Source organism: Ekhidna sp., assembly GCF_963691765.1.
Lineage (GTDB): Bacteria > Bacteroidota > Bacteroidia > Cytophagales > Cyclobacteriaceae > Ekhidna.
Genome location: NZ_OY829375.1, coordinates 3,781,904 through 3,800,996, shown reverse-complemented (window position 1 = coordinate 3,800,996; position 19,093 = coordinate 3,781,904). Strand labels below are relative to the sequence as shown.

At 40.0% G+C, this 19,093-nt stretch carries 14 protein-coding genes; 1 reads left to right on the top strand and 13 read right to left on the bottom strand.

What is annotated here, in order from left to right; genetic code table 11:
- Positions 1 to 4: 4 nt before the first annotated feature.
- From ACY650_RS17070 to ACY650_RS17010, 13 genes are all read right to left on the bottom strand, one after another.
- A complete protein-coding gene (locus ACY650_RS17070) occupies positions 5 to 1,786 on the bottom strand; it encodes an acyl-CoA dehydrogenase (RefSeq protein ID WP_462249291.1) in 1,782 nt (593 codons plus the stop codon).
- A 57-nt stretch (positions 1,787 to 1,843) separates the two neighbouring features.
- The gene (locus ACY650_RS17065; protein WP_462249289.1) at positions 1,844 to 4,519 is read right to left on the bottom strand and encodes a T9SS type A sorting domain-containing protein; all 2,676 of its coding nucleotides are present in this window, start codon (positions 4,517 to 4,519) and stop codon (positions 1,844 to 1,846) included.
- A gap of 86 nt (positions 4,520 to 4,605) precedes the next feature.
- The gene (locus tag ACY650_RS17060) at positions 4,606 to 5,073 is read right to left on the bottom strand and encodes a YHS domain-containing (seleno)protein (protein ID WP_462249287.1); all 468 of its coding nucleotides are present in this window, start codon (positions 5,071 to 5,073) and stop codon (positions 4,606 to 4,608) included.
- A 108-nt stretch (positions 5,074 to 5,181) separates the two neighbouring features.
- Complete coding sequence (locus tag ACY650_RS17055; RefSeq protein ID WP_462249285.1) at positions 5,182 to 5,991, bottom strand: hypothetical protein; 810 nt, start codon at positions 5,989 to 5,991, stop codon at positions 5,182 to 5,184.
- Positions 5,988 to 7,013, bottom strand: coding sequence for a Rieske 2Fe-2S domain-containing protein (locus ACY650_RS17050; RefSeq protein WP_462249283.1), 1,026 nt, complete (start codon positions 7,011 to 7,013; stop codon positions 5,988 to 5,990). Before ACY650_RS17050 ends, ACY650_RS17055 begins: the two co-directional genes overlap by 4 nt.
- Positions 7,010 to 7,147, bottom strand: coding sequence for a hypothetical protein (locus ACY650_RS17045; protein WP_462249281.1), 138 nt, complete (start codon positions 7,145 to 7,147; stop codon positions 7,010 to 7,012). The genes ACY650_RS17050 and ACY650_RS17045 overlap by 4 nt, the downstream gene beginning before the upstream one ends.
- On the bottom strand, positions 7,144 to 7,350 hold the full coding sequence (locus ACY650_RS17040) for a hypothetical protein (RefSeq protein ID WP_462249279.1): 207 nt from the start codon (positions 7,348 to 7,350) through the stop codon (positions 7,144 to 7,146). Before ACY650_RS17040 ends, ACY650_RS17045 begins: the two co-directional genes overlap by 4 nt.
- Positions 7,350 to 8,984 carry a glutamate synthase-related protein gene (locus ACY650_RS17035; protein WP_462249277.1) on the bottom strand — a complete coding sequence of 545 codons (1,635 nt, stop codon included), beginning with the start codon at positions 8,982 to 8,984 and terminating at the stop codon, positions 7,350 to 7,352. Before ACY650_RS17035 ends, ACY650_RS17040 begins: the two co-directional genes overlap by 1 nt.
- Before the next feature lie 4 nt (positions 8,985 to 8,988).
- On the bottom strand, positions 8,989 to 9,456 hold the full coding sequence (locus ACY650_RS17030) for a hypothetical protein (protein ID WP_462249275.1): 468 nt from the start codon (positions 9,454 to 9,456) through the stop codon (positions 8,989 to 8,991).
- On the bottom strand, positions 9,453 to 10,700 hold the full coding sequence (locus tag ACY650_RS17025) for a cation:proton antiporter (RefSeq protein ID WP_462249273.1): 1,248 nt from the start codon (positions 10,698 to 10,700) through the stop codon (positions 9,453 to 9,455). Before ACY650_RS17025 ends, ACY650_RS17030 begins: the two co-directional genes overlap by 4 nt.
- 1 nt (position 10,701) lies before the next feature.
- Entirely contained in the window at positions 10,702 to 12,645 is a 1,944-nt protein-coding gene (locus tag ACY650_RS17020) for a thiamine pyrophosphate-binding protein (RefSeq protein WP_462249271.1), read from the bottom strand.
- Between the two features lie 125 nt (positions 12,646 to 12,770).
- Complete coding sequence (locus ACY650_RS17015; protein WP_462249269.1) at positions 12,771 to 14,699, bottom strand: methyl-accepting chemotaxis protein; 1,929 nt, start codon at positions 14,697 to 14,699, stop codon at positions 12,771 to 12,773.
- 13 nt (positions 14,700 to 14,712) lie between these two features.
- Positions 14,713 to 15,297 (bottom strand): hypothetical protein, encoded by a 585-nt coding sequence (locus tag ACY650_RS17010; RefSeq protein WP_462249267.1) that lies wholly within the window; start codon positions 15,295 to 15,297, stop codon positions 14,713 to 14,715.
- Between the two features lie 294 nt (positions 15,298 to 15,591).
- Between ACY650_RS17010 and ACY650_RS17005 the strand changes: the two genes are divergently transcribed.
- On the top strand, positions 15,592 to 18,621 hold the full coding sequence (locus ACY650_RS17005; RefSeq protein ID WP_462249265.1) for an endonuclease: 3,030 nt from the start codon (positions 15,592 to 15,594) through the stop codon (positions 18,619 to 18,621).
- Positions 18,622 to 19,093: the final 472 nt, after the last annotated feature.

The window sequence follows — 19,093 nt, the reverse complement described above, 5'->3', positions numbered from 1 at the left end:
GAGGTTAAAACATCTCTGCTCCCATTCTTATTGTCACATCATCGTCATTGCAAATGGTCTTTTGCAGTCCTTTGCATCGTGACATTTCATACTTATAGAAGTAATTCAAGGTATGAAGTTTACTTTGCTTGAAAGTTTCATCTTTTTGCATAGCTGACACTCCCATTTTCAGCCATTGCCATCCTATTACGATGGTTCCAAAAAGATCCATAAATATAGTGGCATCAGCCAGGTAACGTTCATGATTCCCTTGCATCGCATGAGGCATCAGATGGCCAAGACATGCTTCTATCATTTTGGCGCTTTCCCCTAACGTCATCGCATGATTTTTCAACTCCTCTACTCCCATTGCGGCCATTACTGTGGACTCAATTTCTTTAGCTAGAAGTCTCAATGCAGCACCCTCCATCATTGTCACCTTTCTACCTAACAGATCCAAAGATTGAATTCCTGTAGTTCCTTCATAGATAGATATAATTCTAATGTCTCTATGGTATTGCTGAAGGATGAAATCCATCATATAGCCGTATCCGCCTAATACTTGCAGCCCGGTATCAACAGCATCTTTGCCGGCTTCAGATGGATATGTTTTAGCTACAGGATTTAATATCTCGCATAAAAGATGATAGTTGTTTTTATCCTCTCCATCTGCGGTCAATGATTTATCTACGTAGTATGAACATTGCAATATCAAGCTCAAGCTACCTTCAACTATTGCTTTCTGATGCAGAAGCATTCGCTTTACATCTGGATGATTGATGATCAATGTCTGCTCTTCATTCATGTCCTTTTCACCCGAACTTTGAAGCTTCCTTCCCTGTGGACGTTCTTTAGCATATTGTAATGAAGCATAGTAAGCTGCTGAAGCAATCCCTGTTCCCATCCGACCTGTAGCAATTCGCGCTTCATTCATCATTTGAAACATGTAGCTCAGGCCCTTATTTTCTTGTCCAACCAAATAACCTAGGCTTTCACCGCTATCGCCAAATGCAAGGTGATTGGTGCAGTATCCTCTTTGCCCCAATTTCTCAAATTCACCCACGACATCAACGTGATTAAAATCACCAATAGAACCATCATCATTAACATGATACTGTGGAACTACGAACAATGATATTCCTTTGGTTCCTGCAGGAGCCCCATCAACGCGAGCTAAAACCAAGTGTATAAAGTTGTCAGAGAATTGATGATCGCTGGCAGAAATAAAGATCTTTTGTCCTTTGATTGAATATGTTCCATCCCCTTTTGGTGTTGCAGATGAGGTAATATCTGAAAGCGAGCTTCCTGCCTGTGGCTCAGTCAAGCACATCGTTCCTGACCAGCGCATTTCAAGCATATTCGGGACGTACTTATTTTTCAATTCTTCAGAACCAAATGCCACAATGAGGTTAGCCGAACCAGCAGTTAATCCCAAATACCCAGTAACATGGTTATTGGCTGCTTCCATGATAAAATAAATCGCATTAAATACCGTGATTGGTAATTGCAGCCCATTGTCTTTTTCATCCATGAACGCACCAATCAAACCCATCTCTCCAGCCTTCTTCATGATCGGTCCAAACTGTTCGTGGACTGTTACCCTTCCATCTTTAAAAACAGATGGTCTCTCATCCATTTCCTTGATATATGGAAATAAAGAGCTATCACTGAAGTCTTTTACTGCATCAAGTAATAAATCAATGGATTGACTGTCGTATGCGGCGTATCGATCAGTGTCTAATAATTCTTCTAAGTGATGAACATCAGAAAGTAAAAAGGATAAGGTTTTTGGATCGTAATATTGCATTCAAGGATATCTTAAAATTGATCCTTTAAGATATCAGTTAAGAAGCAGAAATTGACTCTATTGCTTAATTACTTTTTTAACAACTACTTTTCCATCAGAATCTTTAATGCGGAATAGATAAACGCCCGGTTCATATTTTGATAAATCGAAGTTTGATGGACCATCTAGAATTGCTATCGAATTTCCTGCTAAATCTCGAATTTCAATCTCAGCAGAATCATGTGCTTTAATTCTTACAATATCTGAAGTGGGGTTTGGAAAAACTTCTATACCTAAATCATCATCCGCTGAAAGAGGATTGCCAACAGACATCGGAATCACGACAAAATTGCTTTCATTACTTCCGTCTTTAACAGTAACAAGAACCTCTAACTCTCCAGAAAAACCTTCACTTGGTATGATGGTAGTCCCATTTACTGAGAAATCTAGCCCATCATAAACTTGTATTTCAAAATCATCTGGATACACGTTATCTGAATCCTCTACTTCTAGATGGTCATATATTAAGTTAAATCCAGCCTCGTCAAGGACTATATTTTCTATGTGGCTAGTAATTTTTGGAAGGTTGTTGACTTTAAGTCTAATTCCATGAATAGGTGCTTGATCTTCACTTCGAAATTCCGAAATTAAAATGATGTCGTTATTGTTAATAATTAAAGGAATAATTCTCTTGGTAGGTTGGAAAGCATCTGGTATTCCAAATTCAGTTTGATAGATCCCACTATTATTAAATACATGTAATTGGTAGTTGAAAACAAACTCATCATCTATAATTTGATAAGAATTACTACCAGCCACCATAAAACCTCCTCTGAAGGAAGTGTAATTATCAAGATTACCTGCTGCTACATTGAACGTTTGATTGACAAAGCTCAAGAAACGCGTATCGACCTTTCCATCTTTGTCTAATTTGACCATTCGACGTGGAGCAGCATAGTTAGAAAACCGCTCGAAGAATCCGAATACTATCGTTTCTCCATTGGTAAGCGCTGTTATATTAGTGATTCCAGGCCAATAGCCACTAGAAGAATCTCTTACCACTTGAAAGGATTCATCAAATGTTCCGTCAGAGTTAATCTTTGCGATATCGCTAAATACTCCATCTTTAAGTTGATCATAGTTGCCACCAAATATCACTCTATCATTCTTATCCATGTCTGAATCAAATGCGGTGGTAATAGTAGGTGAAGGATAATAGGGACCATAAGAGTTATCAGGATTACCATTTTCATCCATTCTAAATACTCCGTTTGGCGATGTGGTGACAATCTTACCATCACTTTGGATGTGAATGTTTTCACCAAACCATACTATTGAAAACCCCTGGAAAAGAAATTCTGGTTGGGTATTGAACGTTTCGTCAATCTGACCGTCTGAAAGAAACTTTCTTACTTCAGATCCATTAGCTACAAAAATGTTTCCATTGTAAAATCCAATGTCGGTTGGTGTTCTTTCTAAAGCACCATTGAATGAAAAACTCTCATCCACAGATCCATTTAGATCAAGAACAGCTATATCATTTGTGATGAAGTCATTCAGCCTATTGAAATCTCCTGCAACTACAAATCTATCTCCATCAACTTCTGCAACTTCAATTGAACCATAGGTCCCTACCTCCGGAGTAAATCCAGTAACAACAAGCCCACTCGATTGAATCTTATTTAAACCATACCTATTCTGAAGATTATTGATATTGCCAACAAGCACATCTCCATCGAGATTCACGCTTATAATTGGATCCTTCGGATTTTTTTCAGTCAGCATGGAAATCTGAAAATCATCAATCAGATTTCCATTACCATCATATTTAACTAATCTTCTTCCGTATGAATCATTATTTCCATAGTAGTTAGAATAGCCGATGTAGTAAATGTTATTGTCCTGATCGATAAAACTTGCATCAACAACATCTATCCTGAAATCGGTATCATCAAACACAAAAGCAGTTTGATTTCCAGTTGCGCTTAACTTTAAAAATCCATTGTAGGCTCGCGCTTGAATGTAGATTTCATCTTCATCTGTGACATAAAGTTTTTCAAATGGAATTCCATCAAGATCGCCCCATGATTCCGGAACGGACACGCTAAATACAAACGTTTCATCTTCTGTCCCATCCATGTTGAATCTTGAAACTGAAGATATGGATTGTCCATCTTTCATTAATAGGAAGCCACTCACCAAAACTTTGCCTTGGTGCAGGGCCACATCCATTAAGTGACCAGAAAAGTTAAGCGTTGTAAAATCTTCATCTTGCTTAAGGTCAAGATCATACTTGCTAACCCTGCGAACGGAGTAATTGTGATACACCACAACCAACATAAAATCTTCGCCAAGTACGATATGTTCTAAGTTATCATCCTCACTGAGTAGCAACTCCTCAATCATCACACCGTCAGCACTTAGTTTTCTGATGTGAGCATTGGTTCCAACGATAATTTCTCCGGTTGTAAGTGTATCAATGGTCATTACTACATGATCCGAAGTTCCAAGAAAGGTATCATCTAATGTACCATCATTATTCAAACGAATCAGGTGACTTACTGATTGGTCTTCATAAAAATTGATTCTGCCACCGACGAGTATCTTACCATCATCAAGCCACTGCAAACTATTGATATCTGCTTGCCTTACTAATTGAGGCATCTCAAAAGAACCTTTAATCTCTTGAGCTGAAGAATTATATATTGCAAATGAAAATGATAGAAGCGTGAGTAGTAATAATCTAATTTTCATAGGTGGCAAGTACTTTACACCATAAAAATAAGAGAATAGTATTTACAAAACTCAGTTAAAGGCCATTTTTAAGCTTAGGGCCAATATCACTCAAAAATATCCTTCCTAGTCAACTTTAGAATTTGATATTTCCACCAAATTGGAATTGGATGAGCTTTGATGGGGTTTGAATGCTTCGTTTCATCCCATAAACTATTGGCAGCTTGAATATGAGATGTTTGTTTTTCCTGCCACCTGCTCCTGACATACTTGGCAAAGTTGAGGTATAATTTTCCATCTATGATAGAAAAAGCTTCAGGTTTAGTGGAAGCCTTGTAACCATTGGCTGCACCATAAGCACAAAATCCACCAAACTGAGGTGCATACTTCTCCGGATGATTAGAAAATTTCTCTAAATGATCCTCACTGGAAAACAACCAGAGAACATTGCTCCAGACACAAGCGAATGATGACTTACCTCTTACGACTTGCCCCCCTTCAAAATAAGAGACTACATCATATCCATCAAGCGCAACGCCATCTTTATGGTAATATTCTGTCAACGCTACATCCAATTGCTAAACCATTTGGTGGTTTAAAAGCAACACCAAGAAATCAAAATATGTTTAATTAGAGTAGAATTTTTATTTATTCCACACAACTATATCTCCAGATAAGTAACGCTATTGACAAATCGAATAAGCCAAATTGGATGATCCGACATTAGACGAATTAGCTAAAGCTATGTCATTGACATCAACAACAATGGATTTCCAATCATCATAGGTGGCAACCTCACCTTGTACTTTAATTGGAATGCCTACGAAAGGCAAGATCTCTTGCGCGATGGATTCCATCTCAGCACCATGAAGGAAGTAATAATCGACAAACTTACCTCCTTCTCGTATTGCAAGTAAAGGGGGCATTCCCCCTGAAATACATCGTATTGCGCAGCTTCTATGAATAGCCTTATCAGCAGGATTCATCACACCGAAAAAGCATTTAGGATCTACGATCTCCCCACTTAGTTCCTTATACCCAGTCATTCGGATATCTCGAACAAGCATCGTTTGACTACCCGCCGAAACCAAGCTATTCTCTTTTTCGGTAAGCTCCATCCAATACTTACCTTGATAGTGAAAAACCATACCTCTAAGCGTGACCATGGTCCCTTCTTTAAGGTCATGAGTCTCCATCATTTTGGACAATGTCCAATCAGGTCCCATCTTGCCAAACCCAACCAGGGGAATGGTCTTTATAATTCCTTTTTCCTCTACCCTCAGTCCCCAAATAGGATCTTTGACCAAATAGCCCGAATACTCTTGAAGTGAACCGTATTCATAAACACTATCGATATATCCTTTTTGATTGTTCACATATAGAATTCCTATACCAATCATAGCCAACAAGGCAACTGTAAAAAACACCTTAGCACTACTAGCATAGCTTTTTGGAACTTCATCGCTCCACCCTACATAGAAATCATCTTTCATAGCTTTATCGGTTCAATTGGTGTTCCTGGTTCATTGGGGATAGGGTTAATCATTACTTGATCTCCTTCTAACCTTAATTCATAGGTCTCGACTTTCTCCGTAAATGGAGGCGGTGATTGACCATTCCCTGGTAAATATTGATAGCCATGCCATGGACATGTAATACATCCATCTATAACCTTTCCTTCTCCCAATGGACCTCCCTGATGTCTACATACATTATTCACTGCAGATAGCTTACCATCGTATTTGAAGATTGCCACTCGCTCACCACTAACTGTACAAATCTTAGCCCTATTTTCAGCGATATCATCTACGGAGCAAACTTTGACAAAATCAGCATCAGATGTTAGTTCCTTATCATTCGATATCTCTTTAAACCCAGCAGCTAAGTGAAGTACAGAAACAAGTACAAAACCTGCTATTATAATTCCAAAAATTATCGGGCTTGTTTCATTTTGTAAAGCACCTAGAACAATATGCATTATCAATAATCCATAAGCAACATAGACCATCATGTGAAGCGCTTTCCATGTTTTTGGCCCCAGATTTTTCAACCAGAAGTCATGGCTACTAACCGCCATTAATGCCAAAATCGAAAGTCCTAAAAACCCAAGCGTTTGAAATGGAAAGTACATCAACGAATCATATCTCAGGTTTGAAAGGAAGACCGATTGGATGGGGTTTACATTTCCAAGAGAGTGAAACTGAATGATGCTAAATCCACCATGTATCAATCCCATGAAGAACATTGTCACTCCCAGGTGCCTTCGATTATAAAGGACAATATTGAACCTAGGGTTTAATCTTGCCAGCGGACCGATAACCAGTATCACATGTAGTAGCAATATCGACAACCATCCAAACGATCGAATGAGATTCGTTTCAAAAGTAACCTCGGGATTAAGTGTCAAATTCAGAAGTGTGAATGATGCAATAAAAAGCACGACACCAACTAAAAGTGCGAGATCATACTTTCTCTTGTTTTTGTTCCAGAGTATTGATGTATATGATACACTCATTTGCCTACTTGTTCTACTGATTGATCACCATTAAATACAGGAATATTTGTTCGTGCCATCACCATCAACATAGAAATTAGAACAGCCATGACGAACCAAATAATCAGGTGTCTCTTGCGTAAATTTCGAGTCATTGCTTTCTAATTAATTTCATCAATAGAGCAGCCCATAGCAAAACCACTCCAGGGAAAATGATCAACTTGAAATGCCATGGAGTCCCTTGAGTTCCCTCGTCAATTTTAGCTGCACCATTCAAATAGAAATAGATGCTAAATACAACTCCAAGAATTAGGTATATGGCAAGAGCTGTCAAGAATATGTTAATGATAGTTACCATCACGATTTCACCCCCGCATATTGGATACCCGTAAGTTTGTGCATCTCATGGTCAAATGTAGAGAGGTCTTCCATGCTCAACTTAGACAGACTATCATGACCTACTGCACGACTAATGACTTTCATCAAATCCGCGGAAGCCGTGAAATAATTAGCGAGTCTTTCGGCTGATTTTTCGATAATCAATCGTGACCTAAGGTTTTGTTTTTGCGTTGCAATTCCCACCGGACAGTTGTCAGTATGACAAGCTCGCATACCTAAACATCCGATTGCCTGAAGTGCGGAATTTGATACTGCAATGGCATCGGCTCCCATGGCCATTGCCTTAGCAAAATCGGACGGAACACGCAATCCACCCGTAACAACCAGGCTGATTCCAGTCGCCCCGACCTTATCTAAGTGTTTTCTTGCTCTTGCCAGTGCAGGTATAGTTGGTACGTTGATATGGTTTCTTAATACGATTGGAGCGGCTCCAGTACCCCCACCTCGACCATCGATAATGATGTAATCAACACCTGACTCCAGAGCAAAATCTATGTCCTCTTCAATTCGTGAAGCTGCGATCTTAAATCCTATTGGCACACCTCCACTCTCCTCACGAACGGTGTCAGCAAATGCTGCAAATTCTTTAGCGGTTTTTATGTCAGTAAAAGTTGCCGGGCTAATTGCAGATGTTCCTTCGCTTAATCCGCGAACCTTGGCAATTTCCCCCACTACTTTATGTCCAGGTAAATGACCACCGGTCCCGGTCTTAGCACCTTGACCTCCTTTGAAGTGGAAAGCCTGAACTTTCTTCATCTTATCCCAGGAGAATCCGAATTTGGCTGACGCCAACTCATACAAGTACTTTGAATTTTCTTTTTGCTCATCCTCTAGCATACCTCCTTCTCCAGAGCAAATCCCTGTCCCAGCCATTTCTGCTCCTTTGGACAAAGCAATTTTCGCTTCGCGAGAAAGAGCTCCAAATGACATATCCGAAACGAAAAGTGGAATATCCAATTTCAGCGGTTTCTTGGCATTCGGGCCTATAACTACTGAAGTATCTACATCATCCTCATCCAACAACGGCTTGCGACTTAATTGAGCGGGCAAGAATTGAATATCATTCCAACTAGGAAGTAGATCTCTTTCCACACCCATAGCTGTTGTCTGACCGTGGTGTCCAAACTCCTTTAACCCATTCTTAGCAAGTGATTGGATATAGGAATTATAAGGTTCAGGAGCTTCGGGATGTGTGTCCTGATACTTTCCTAGATACTCATCTTCATTAAATCTTGGTGGTACCTCTTTGTCTTCAAATTCTTCAACCTCTGCCTGATCAACATATAGATCTCCGTCTTTGATACTGTGCTTAAACTTTCTTAGGCGTTCATCTGGTGCATAAGCACTCACGCCAGTATCGTATCGATAGTCCCAATTGTGCAATCCGCAAATAAGATTTTTACCATCGATAAATCCGTCAGAGAGCAAAGCTCCTCGATGTAGGCATCTGCCATAAAGCACAGAGGCTTCATCACCATATTTGATAACTACCAAGTCTGTTCCTAATACTTGAGCATGGGTAGGCTCTTTCTCTACCAAGTCGCTAAATGAAGCAATCTTTACCGGGTCTGCTAAGTCTTGAAAATCAATCATATATTTATTCTTTACCGAGTTTAATGGTGTAAAATGTGCCAACAATGAAAATGCCCTGGCTCTCAAATCCAGCGCCATAGATATACTCTGCATATGGAGCAAATCGACCAATATTTTTATGGAGACCTCCTCCAATAAGCGCACGCCATCCGCCTTCCCACTCACCTTCTACTTTTATTTCTTCATATCCTACTCCTAGCAGTGGATATAAGCTTGCTACTTCTTCTACTTCGATGAAATAGTGTGCATTTAATGTAAACTCCTTTTCAACCAATGATCCACTCTCTGGAAAAAGGTTCGTTTCAAAGCCAATACACCAACGTTCGTTTGGTATGTAGTGCGTTCGTAAATTAAATCCGAGATTGCCTTCGTGCCCTACTACCAAACTAGCTCCTGGAGCGATCCAGCCTTCCTCCATCTGGGCAAAAGATAGCATTGGAACTAAAAGGAAGCATGTGAGTAACTGTTTCATTTCACTGTCAGTTTTAGTTTTTGAGCCACGCTTTTAATTGATAGTCCTTGTACCAAAATAGAGAATACCACAACCGCATAAGTCACGAACAGTATGAACTCTCTGTAAGGAGAAGGATCCAATGAAAGTGCTAATGCGACAGATATAGCACCTCTTAACCCTCCCCATGTCAAAATCTTAGCGGTAGCTTTCGGGCTATCATCTTCATTATCCGGGAACAGCTTAGATAACACAACAACGGTTATGAAACGAGCTAACAAAACCAAAGGAATCGCAGCTACGCTTATTAGCATATAATTCCACTCGAAAGTCAAAACCAGCACTTCCAATCCTATGAGCACAAAAAGTACGGCATTGAGTATTTCGTCCAAGACTTCCCAAAAAAGATTCATCTCTATCTTCCCTTCGGATGAAAAGGCTAAACTATTTCTCAATTTCTCGCCAATAATTAACGCTGCAAAGACCATGGCGAGCGGGCCAGATACGCCTAGAGCAGAGCAAAGTGCATATCCTCCCATAGATATCACGAGTGTGAGCATGATATCAATCTTAGGTTCGTCAGATATAGATTTCAAAAGTTGAAATCCAATGAGTCCGAGAGCAACTCCGACAATCATTCCTCCCAATGCTTCTTCAGCGAAAATGCTAACTACCTCTCCGAATCCCACTCCTTCTTCACTCATCGTGAAAATATTCACAAGAGAGACAAATACAACTACACCTACTCCGTCATTAAACAAGGACTCTCCTGCAATCTTACTTTCTAATGATTTCTTTACGCCTAGTTCTTTCAATATCGCAAGCGCTGCGATTGGATCAGTTGGAGATATCAATGCTCCAAAAATCAATGCATAGCCTAGAGGCAAATCAAACCCCAGAAGTCCAGTGGTCCAGTAAATGAAAAACCCAACTAAAACTGTTGAAAGAACCACACCAAGCGTTGCGAATGTAAGAATGGACTTTCTTTCCATGGATAAATCTCGTACTTGGAGATTGAGTGCGCCAGCAAAAAGCAACAGACTCAACATCACATCAAAAAGCAATGTTTTAAAGTCTAGCGTTGTTACAATTGAGCATGTCTGATGAAACAAGTCGGGACTGAAGACTTCAAGAAGTCCCAATGGTATTGCCATGATAATAGCAAGCATGGTCATACCAATAGTGCTGGGCAGCTTCACAAACTTATGATTGATATAACTAAACAGACCAGCTAAGCTGAGTAATATGATGAAAGACTGAAACATATCAGATCAAAAGTGCATCCGTCATAATTTCAATAGTAGCTGGTCCATCATGTGCAAGGAGCTTTTCAAACGCAGCGTCAAGCTCTTCAGGTTTGGTCACTCGAATGCCTAAAGCACCGCAGCTATTAACAAACTCAGAGAAATTAGGATTTTGCAAACTCGTCTTCCACACATCAAATTCAACCGCACGTTGTTCTTTTGAGATTTTCCCAAGCTCATGGTTGTTTAACAAGATGTGCTTAATCGGCATGTTATACTTCACTGCCGTAGTTATCTCCATAGGATATTGTCCAAAGCCTCCATCTCCTGTTACCGCAACGATTGGTCTTTCGTGTCCAACAGCTGCCCAAAGTCCCATTGCTGCTGGATAACCAAAGCCAATAGATCCAAGATATCCGGACATTACCACAGACTGATTCTTGCATTCAAAGTATCTGCCGAAACTATAGGTATTATTTCCTACGTCTACCGCAATTGCTGCATTTTCAGGGATGTGTCGATTCATGGCTTCAAATACAGCCACAGAACTTACCCCATTATCATTAGATTCTTGAAGTCTTTTTGCTTTCTCTGCCTTCCAAATTTCCCACCTCTCAGCAACGGCCGGTCTACGATCTTCGAATTCTGTCTTAACGGATTGTATGTGATTGCTGAATATCCGAGCTGTTTCACCAAGTTCTCCCCAAACGGGCACCTCTATTGAATGAAATTTTGCCAATGCCATTCGATCAAAGTCTACCTGAATGGTTGGAATCTTTGGTGTAATACCTGTGTGATTAGAGAATGAAGCACCAAACACGAGTAATAGATCTGCTTCATTCATGAAGTATGACGCAATCGGCGTCCCACTTCTTCCTAACACGCCACAACCAAGCGGATGATGATCAGGAATCAATCCCTTTCCTTTAAATGTCGTCAACACCGGCGCACTCATCTGCTCGGCAAGTTCAATGATGGCATCCATTTCAAACCGAGCTCCATGACCAACGATGATTACTGGTCGCTGTGAAGCTTTTATTTTACTAATCGCCTGATCTATCACCTCTTTTGGAGGGATGATCTTGGGATCTGCTATTCTATTTTCTAACGTTCCTGCTTTACCTTCTGAAGGGATCACTTGTACATCGTCAGGGAATGTAATATGCGACACGTCTCGATTTACTATCGCATGTTTGACTGCAAGGTTCATCAACTCCGCATGTTTGCTGTCTGACTGTGCTCTGTGATTGAAAGACGCTACTGATTCGAAGGCAGAGACAAGGTCTACTTCCTGGAATGCACCTGTTCCTACCACCTGAGTTTGTACTTGTCCAGATAATGCAAGCAGTGGAGCTCTGTCATTCTTCGCATCCCACATGCCTGTATACATATTGGTAGCTCCTGGGCCTGCTATTCCAAAGCAAGCTGCGGGCTTCCCTGTAATCTTGCCATATGCAGAAGCAGCAAATGCTGCTGCACCTTCATGTCGTATTCCAATAAAAGTAAGTTTCCCTTTTTCTTCCTGATAGCGCATCGCATCCGCAACTCCTAAATTGGAGTGACCAACCATACCAAATGCATGAGTTACACCCGCATTCACCATGGTTTCGATCATAACATCAGAAACCGTCCGCTCTCTTTCTTCTTCCTCTTCTATTTCCACGTATACCCCATCTTCCCGAACTTCAACCTCAAAAGATTCTACACCATCGTCAAAACCAGGAGCTTTTCCTGATATCGGATCGTAATCCCATCCATGCCAAGGACATCTCAGCAATCCATTTTCAATAGAACCTTCCCCCAAAGGGCCTCCTTGGTGTGGACACTTATTATCAAGACATCCGAACTTTCCTTCATGATGGGTAAGACAAAAACTTTTGTGACCAGCGGTTACGGTCATCACTCGTTCATCTTTGAGTTTTGAAGGATCGTCGAGAACCTTCTTCCAGACTTTTTTAGTGGACATGTGGCAGAATTAGGTTTAGGATTAGTACTCCATGAATTTACCCTTTTCCATGATGGATTAAAAATTCAAAACCACAATCTGAGAGCACTTAAATGTTTTGTCGCAGTGGCGTCAAAATCTGACTGTTATTTTTCCAACTTAAAATTGCTCATCGACTTCTTCAAATTTTGCCCCATATCATTCAATCGATTTGAGCTTTCACTAAAGCTTCTCATTCCACTAGACAGCTGGCTTGCTGAGCTTGCAACCTCCTCCGTACTAGTGGCTGCCTGCTCCGATATTTGAACTACTGATTCTACCGAGTTGAAAACATCGGTCATCCGTTCTTTCTGGAAATTAGAGGCCTCAAGTACACTTTTAGAGATCTCAAATGTATTCTTAGATTCTCTTGAAATCGTATTAAACATTTCATGCGTATCTCTGGTAGATGCCACCCCCTTAGACACGATCTCCTTCATCTCAGCAATCATCTTAGCAGACACCTCTGTGTCCGCTTGAACATCCTTAACAATCTTTTCTATTTCACCAGCTGACTTTCGAGAGTCTTCGGCCAACTTCTTGATTTCATCTGCTACCACAGCGAAGCCACGTCCGTTTTCACCGGCCTGCGCTGCTTCTATAGCTGCATTCAACGCTAATAAGTTTGTTTGGGAGGTGATTTCTGTAATCACGCCTAGAATCTTTTGAATTTCTTTAGATCGTTCTGATAGGACATGAATAGAATCGTAGGTCTTGTTGGAATATTCATCCACCAATTCGATATTGTTCACAACATCTTCTACTTTCTTTTTCCCTTCTTCACTTATTGAATATCCTTCATTCGCAGACTTGTTGATCATTTGAGCATCTGACTGCATTTTTTTTGAACTATCAAGTACTTCTTCTATGGTCCTGGATGTCTGCTCAATTTCACGTAATTGATCGTGTGCTCCCGAACTAATCACAGATATTGCACTAGCGATTTCATTTGTACTAACATCCATTTCCTTGCTTGAAGTCAGCATGTTAGAAGTGGCATCATCAATTTGACTTGCACCATCGTTGATTTGAGAAAGCAATATTCTTAGATTATTCAACGCCATATTCATGTTATCGAACAATACTTGCATCTCTCCCTTAGATTTAACTTCAATATTATCTGTAAGCGTCCCCTTAGACATGTTATCTGTTACTTGATTGATAATTGAAATTGGCTCTGCAACCAAATTTAAAAGCTCATTGATTGAGCTCGACAGTTCTTTCCAAACTCCAAACTTGTCGTCAACAGACATGCGTGAATTGAAGTTTCCTTCCCTTCCTGCATTGTTTACCACCACCTGAGTTTCATCAATGATATTATCTACAATATTGTTGAAATCGTCGCTTAGCGACTTGAGTGCTTCACTTACAGACTTACCATTACTACCATTCTCTTGGCTTGTAATTCTTGACGCTACCTGTTGAACATTCAATGCCATTTCTTCCATTTCGTTCAACTGCAATTCAAGCTTATCTGCATTCGAGAAACGCTTGATGCTTTCTGATCTGAGTCTAAATGAAACTAAACCAGCAGTAACTACGCCTAATACCGCTAATCCCATATGGTAGAAGAAGGTCATATTGGTGAGCACACTCATATTTATGAAATAACTCAAGTACTCATTTTGACCTTGTCTAACTAAGATAAAAATGGCAACGTGATGAATAACTATAATTCCGGCAAATGGTATAAACACCTTCCAATCCTGATAGATGATTAGAAACATCGGCATTATAAAAAACCAGAAGTGCATTTCGTAGAGTCCCTGTAGTTGTGCCAAATATTGGACCATATAAAGCGCCATAACAGACGCAGTAATTAATCTTGAGAATAGCTTTGCAGGAAAAAACTTAATAGATATGAAGAATATTCCCGCCAGTATAGAGCCCATTCCAAGACCTAAAACCCAGGTATCATAATGGACTGATATCCCAACACCAAACAGCCACAAACCCGAAATCATGATCATTCCAATTTTGTCTGTTTTAGCGTGTTGCAGGTAAGTGCTTTCTTTAGTCGAATTAACAGTTTTCATAATAGTCCTTTTATTAAACACCGCACCCCACGAAATTCAATTGATAACTTGGGAAAATTGGTGGTTGCTGCTGATTGATTAAAAATTTAAGAGCCACTGCTGGGGATGACCAGATTATCTCTCCAGATCCGCAAAGGCCATTTTGATTGTTATAATTACCTCCAAAAAATAGGCGCTGCTCTGAATTGGCAATCAGCGCATACGGAAGTGACTTTACGTGTAATGATTTCGTGAGGGTAGCTGTTGCGTCATTTACTATTTGCACGCTACTGGGGATATCATACTTATTCCTTAAGCTGACAGCATCAATACTGCTACTGTTTACTATGTAGAAATTGACGTGTGATCCATATTTAGTGATGATCCTATTGATGTGATTGATATTTACGCGAGCGTTTGTGCATTCTTCTGAGAAAAAGTGTAGGTAGGATGGCCTGCCTTCTTTCAGAAAGTCTAAGTCCATCTTAGAATTAACAGCTAAATCCGAGTTATCACCTACTGGGACATAGTTTTTAAACTCCTGATCCCATAGTATGGCGATAGCAGAAATGAACCCAATTATTATGAGTAATATCGGAATTACGGCTCTATACTTCATTAGGTGGTGTAAAAAGTTATAGATACTGTATATCAGTTAACTAAAAATAATTCATTTTAGGTTAACTCTTATCTTATTGGTTTATGTAATGCAATTCACATCTATTATTTAGACGCAATTTTCAATAGAAATGTTGAATACGGACCTAAGGAAGACTACTTATACCGTATTAAGTTTTAAACCTACTCTCAAGATTACAGCAGTTTGTAAGGATGTTTATGGATTTTTTTTGGGCAAAATGAACAAGGCAATTCGCTGACAATAAGTAAATTGCAAGGTTATTTAAAACCACCAATGAGAAGATTGTTTTTTGTGGCACTGTTAGTGCCCACTTTGAATGTGTTTGCCCAAATACCGTCCGGGTACTACGACACAGCTGATGGATTGTCTGGAGATCCACTTAAGACAGCGCTGTATGATATCATAAAAGGACATACTGAATTTCCCTACTCCTCAAGCAGTACTGACACTTGGGACATCATAAAACTAACAGATCAAGATCCTTCAGATCCCACCAAGGTAGTATGCATTTACTCTGGTTTTACAAGAGATGCCGCTGCAGAATATAACAGTGGTGCTGGATGGAACAGAGAACACGTTTGGGCAAAATCCAGAGGCGACTTTGGAACGACTAAAGGTGCTGGAACTGATTTACACCATTTGCGTGCAGCAGATGTCTCAACAAATTCTGCACGGTCAAACAGAAATTTCAATGACCCATGTGATTCTCAATATGTAGACGGAGATGGATCCACTGACAGCTATACCTGTACAGGAGAGTTTAGCTGGGAACCAAGAGACGAAGTAAAAGGTGATGTCGCCAGAATGCTGTTTTATATGGCTACACGGTATGAAGGTGAGAATGGCGAACCAGACCTTGAACTCACAGAAACCCTTCAAGGTAATACAAGCAAAGACCCACTCCATGCAGTACTCAGTGTGTTAATAGATTGGCACAATGCAGATCCTGTAAGTTCAACAGAGACTAGCAGAAATGACATCATTTACAGTTACCAGGGAAACAGAAACCCATTTATTGACCATCCCGAGTATGTCGCATTGATATGGGGAAGCGGTAGCTCCACAACACCTACTATTAATGTAAGCCCCACTTCCTTAGATTTTGGCAACGTAGTATTTGGTAATTCAAGTATTCAGAACTACATGGTATCAGGAGTAAACCTGACCAACGATATTACCATCACTCACCCTGCCGAATATGAACTCTCACTGGTAAGTGACTTTTCGTCTACCATCTACAATAGTGGCTCTCCACTAACATTGACTCAGTCAAGTGGCACAGTAGCTTCTACTACTATTTACGTTCGTTTTACGCCACCGAGTGCTTCAGGATTGAATTACAATGGCAACATCACCCATACTAGTACCGGAGCGACGCAAGTAGATGTGGGAGTAACAGGTATTGAAGGAGTAAATACAACTCCTAATGCATGGATCAATGAAATACACTACGACGATGCTTCTACCGATGAAGATGAAATGATAGAAGTCGTGATACAAGATACTGGATGGGACTTATCCCTATTTACCATCACGCTGTATAACGGCGGAGATAACAGCAGCTATGCAACCTACACAATATCAGCGGACTATACCCTCGGGGATCAAAGTGGGAATTTTAAGGTCTATTATGATGTACTGCCAGTAAATGGAATACAAAATGGACCTGATGGCATCGCATTGTCCTATAATGGAACGTTGCTTCAATTTTTAAGCTACGAGGGCGTATTTACAGCCGCAGATGGTGTTGCAAGTGGTGTTGCATCAACCAATATTGGAGTTTCAGAAGGTGGTAGTGATGCTCCCGGTAGTTCATTGCAATTAACTAACAGTGGTTCATCATATTCAGATTTTTCATGGACTGGTCCTTCCACTGACTCTCCTGGATCTTTCAATACAGGACAAAGCATTAGTAATGGCATTACCTTGCTCCCTACTACCCTGGATTTTGGATTGGTAAATTTTGGTACCACCAGTTCAAATCGAAGTTATACCGTGCAAGGGTCTGGATTAAGCAATGACATCATTGTTACTCCACCTACAGATTTTGAAATAGCCCTTGAAAGTGATTTCTCCGGTTCGATTTATTCTAACGCATTGCCTCTTACATTAACTGCCACGGGAGGAGAAGTAGGCACTACCACTGTGTATGTAAGGTTTACTCCCCCTGCAAACGATAAAGCCGTTTCCTCTGGAAACATAACCCATGTGAGTGGTAGCTTTTCTGAGAACGTCAGCGTAACTGGTCAAGAAGGAAGCTTTCCAAACGCATGGATCAATGAAATTCATTATGACAATGTCAGCACAGATGTAGGGGAATTCTTTGAAATCGTCATTGAAGATGCTAGCGAATTTGCGCCACTAACTGATTTCACCGTGACCTTGTACAATGGAGGCAACGGAACCTCTTACGGTTCATATGATATTGATCCAGATAATGCCAGCGTCGATGGAGATACCATTGATAATTATTATTTCTACGCTTACAATCTTCCTACCAATGGATTACAAAACGGTGCCCCAGACGGACTTGTACTAGATTATCAGGGTACCATCATTCAGTTTCTGTCTTATGAGGGTACATTCACCGCAGTGGATGGCATCGCACTAGATGCAGAAAGCACAGACATTGGCGTGACAGAAACAGGCAGCACCCTGTCTGGGACTTCTTTGCAGTTATGCTGTATTGGTTCCCTCTATGAAGACATGACCTGGCAGGCTTCAGCTACAGAAACGGTAGGAACTACGAACTTGAGTCAGGTTTTACCAGTGACGCTTCAATCCTTTACGGGACATCTCCAAGATGATGAAATACTTCTTAATTGGACTACACTCACTGAGCTTAATAACGACTACTTTATTATTGAAAAATCTAGTGATGGAAACTCATTCAATGAAATTGGAAGAATTGTTGGCAATGGCACTAGCAATCAATCAATCAACTATACTTTCATAGACAAATCGCCTTCTGATTTTAATTTCTACAGATTAAAGCAAGTTGATTTTGACGGAACTAGTACCACTTACGAGACGATACTCGTGAAAACTGTATTACATTCAGATTTACTCATCACCCCTAATCCTACTTCAGATATTCTGAGAATCAAAAATTCGAGCGCCCTCCTAAATGATCAAGTCACTTTGGTTCTTTATGACTTAGCTGGAGGACTTGTTTTGAAAGAGAAAGTCACATTTGAAAATGGAGCCTATGAACTAGATGTCACAAACTTGAAGAAAGGAGTTTACCACATCAGTCTGGATGATCAATTGACTCGGTACCGACAAAAGATAATCATTAGATAGTTCGGCAAGCACCTACTCTATTACTCTTTAGGTACATCAAAATCGATCTTTTGAGATCGTATTCATCGATTTTACACCTCCTTTGTACCCAGGCATAAAATATACTTATATAACTATATAAATATTAAATAGAACTATATCAATATTTAAGCGTGTTGTTTTATTGATTGTTAAACTAAAACATTACGATAATGAGCTTAATATTTGATTTTTTAAAACAGAGGAGAAATAAACGAAGCGGTTTAAAGCTAAGAAGGTCCGTCACTGGAGAATGGTCTGTAAAGAAAGGATATCGAACATTATACATAGGCACCAGAGAGAAATGCGAGTTTTTCATGAACCAAGGGCAGATTGGATGAAGACTATGATTTCACTTCAATTGGTCCAAAAACACTTTATTCAGTATCCATTACTGCATAAAATCGGCTATTTATCCTTAAAACAATGAATTTCATAGAATTAATTACACTAT

What these genes read in the sequence shown, in the direction of transcription:
- ACY650_RS17070 (WP_462249291.1), bottom strand. Translation starts at nt 1,786, where the DNA reads ATGCAATATTACGATCCAAAAACCTTATCCTTTTTACTTTCTGATGTT.
- ACY650_RS17065 (WP_462249289.1), bottom strand. Translation starts at nt 4,519, where the DNA reads ATGAAAATTAGATTATTACTACTCACGCTTCTATCATTTTCATTTGCA.
- ACY650_RS17055 (WP_462249285.1), bottom strand. Translation starts at nt 5,991, where the DNA reads ATGAAAGATGATTTCTATGTAGGGTGGAGCGATGAAGTTCCAAAAAGC.
- ACY650_RS17050 (WP_462249283.1), bottom strand. Translation starts at nt 7,013, where the DNA reads ATGAGTGTATCATATACATCAATACTCTGGAACAAAAACAAGAGAAAG.
- ACY650_RS17045 (WP_462249281.1), bottom strand. Translation starts at nt 7,147, where the DNA reads ATGACTCGAAATTTACGCAAGAGACACCTGATTATTTGGTTCGTCATG.
- ACY650_RS17040 (WP_462249279.1), bottom strand. Translation starts at nt 7,350, where the DNA reads ATGGTAACTATCATTAACATATTCTTGACAGCTCTTGCCATATACCTA.
- ACY650_RS17035 (WP_462249277.1), bottom strand. Translation starts at nt 8,984, where the DNA reads ATGATTGATTTTCAAGACTTAGCAGACCCGGTAAAGATTGCTTCATTT.
- ACY650_RS17030 (WP_462249275.1), bottom strand. Translation starts at nt 9,456, where the DNA reads ATGAAACAGTTACTCACATGCTTCCTTTTAGTTCCAATGCTATCTTTT.
- ACY650_RS17025 (WP_462249273.1), bottom strand. Translation starts at nt 10,700, where the DNA reads ATGTTTCAGTCTTTCATCATATTACTCAGCTTAGCTGGTCTGTTTAGT.
- ACY650_RS17020 (WP_462249271.1), bottom strand. Translation starts at nt 12,645, where the DNA reads ATGTCCACTAAAAAAGTCTGGAAGAAGGTTCTCGACGATCCTTCAAAA.
- ACY650_RS17015 (WP_462249269.1), bottom strand. Translation starts at nt 14,699, where the DNA reads ATGAAAACTGTTAATTCGACTAAAGAAAGCACTTACCTGCAACACGCT.
- ACY650_RS17010 (WP_462249267.1), bottom strand. Translation starts at nt 15,297, where the DNA reads ATGAAGTATAGAGCCGTAATTCCGATATTACTCATAATAATTGGGTTC.
- ACY650_RS17005 (WP_462249265.1), top strand. Translation starts at nt 15,592, where the DNA reads ATGAGAAGATTGTTTTTTGTGGCACTGTTAGTGCCCACTTTGAATGTG.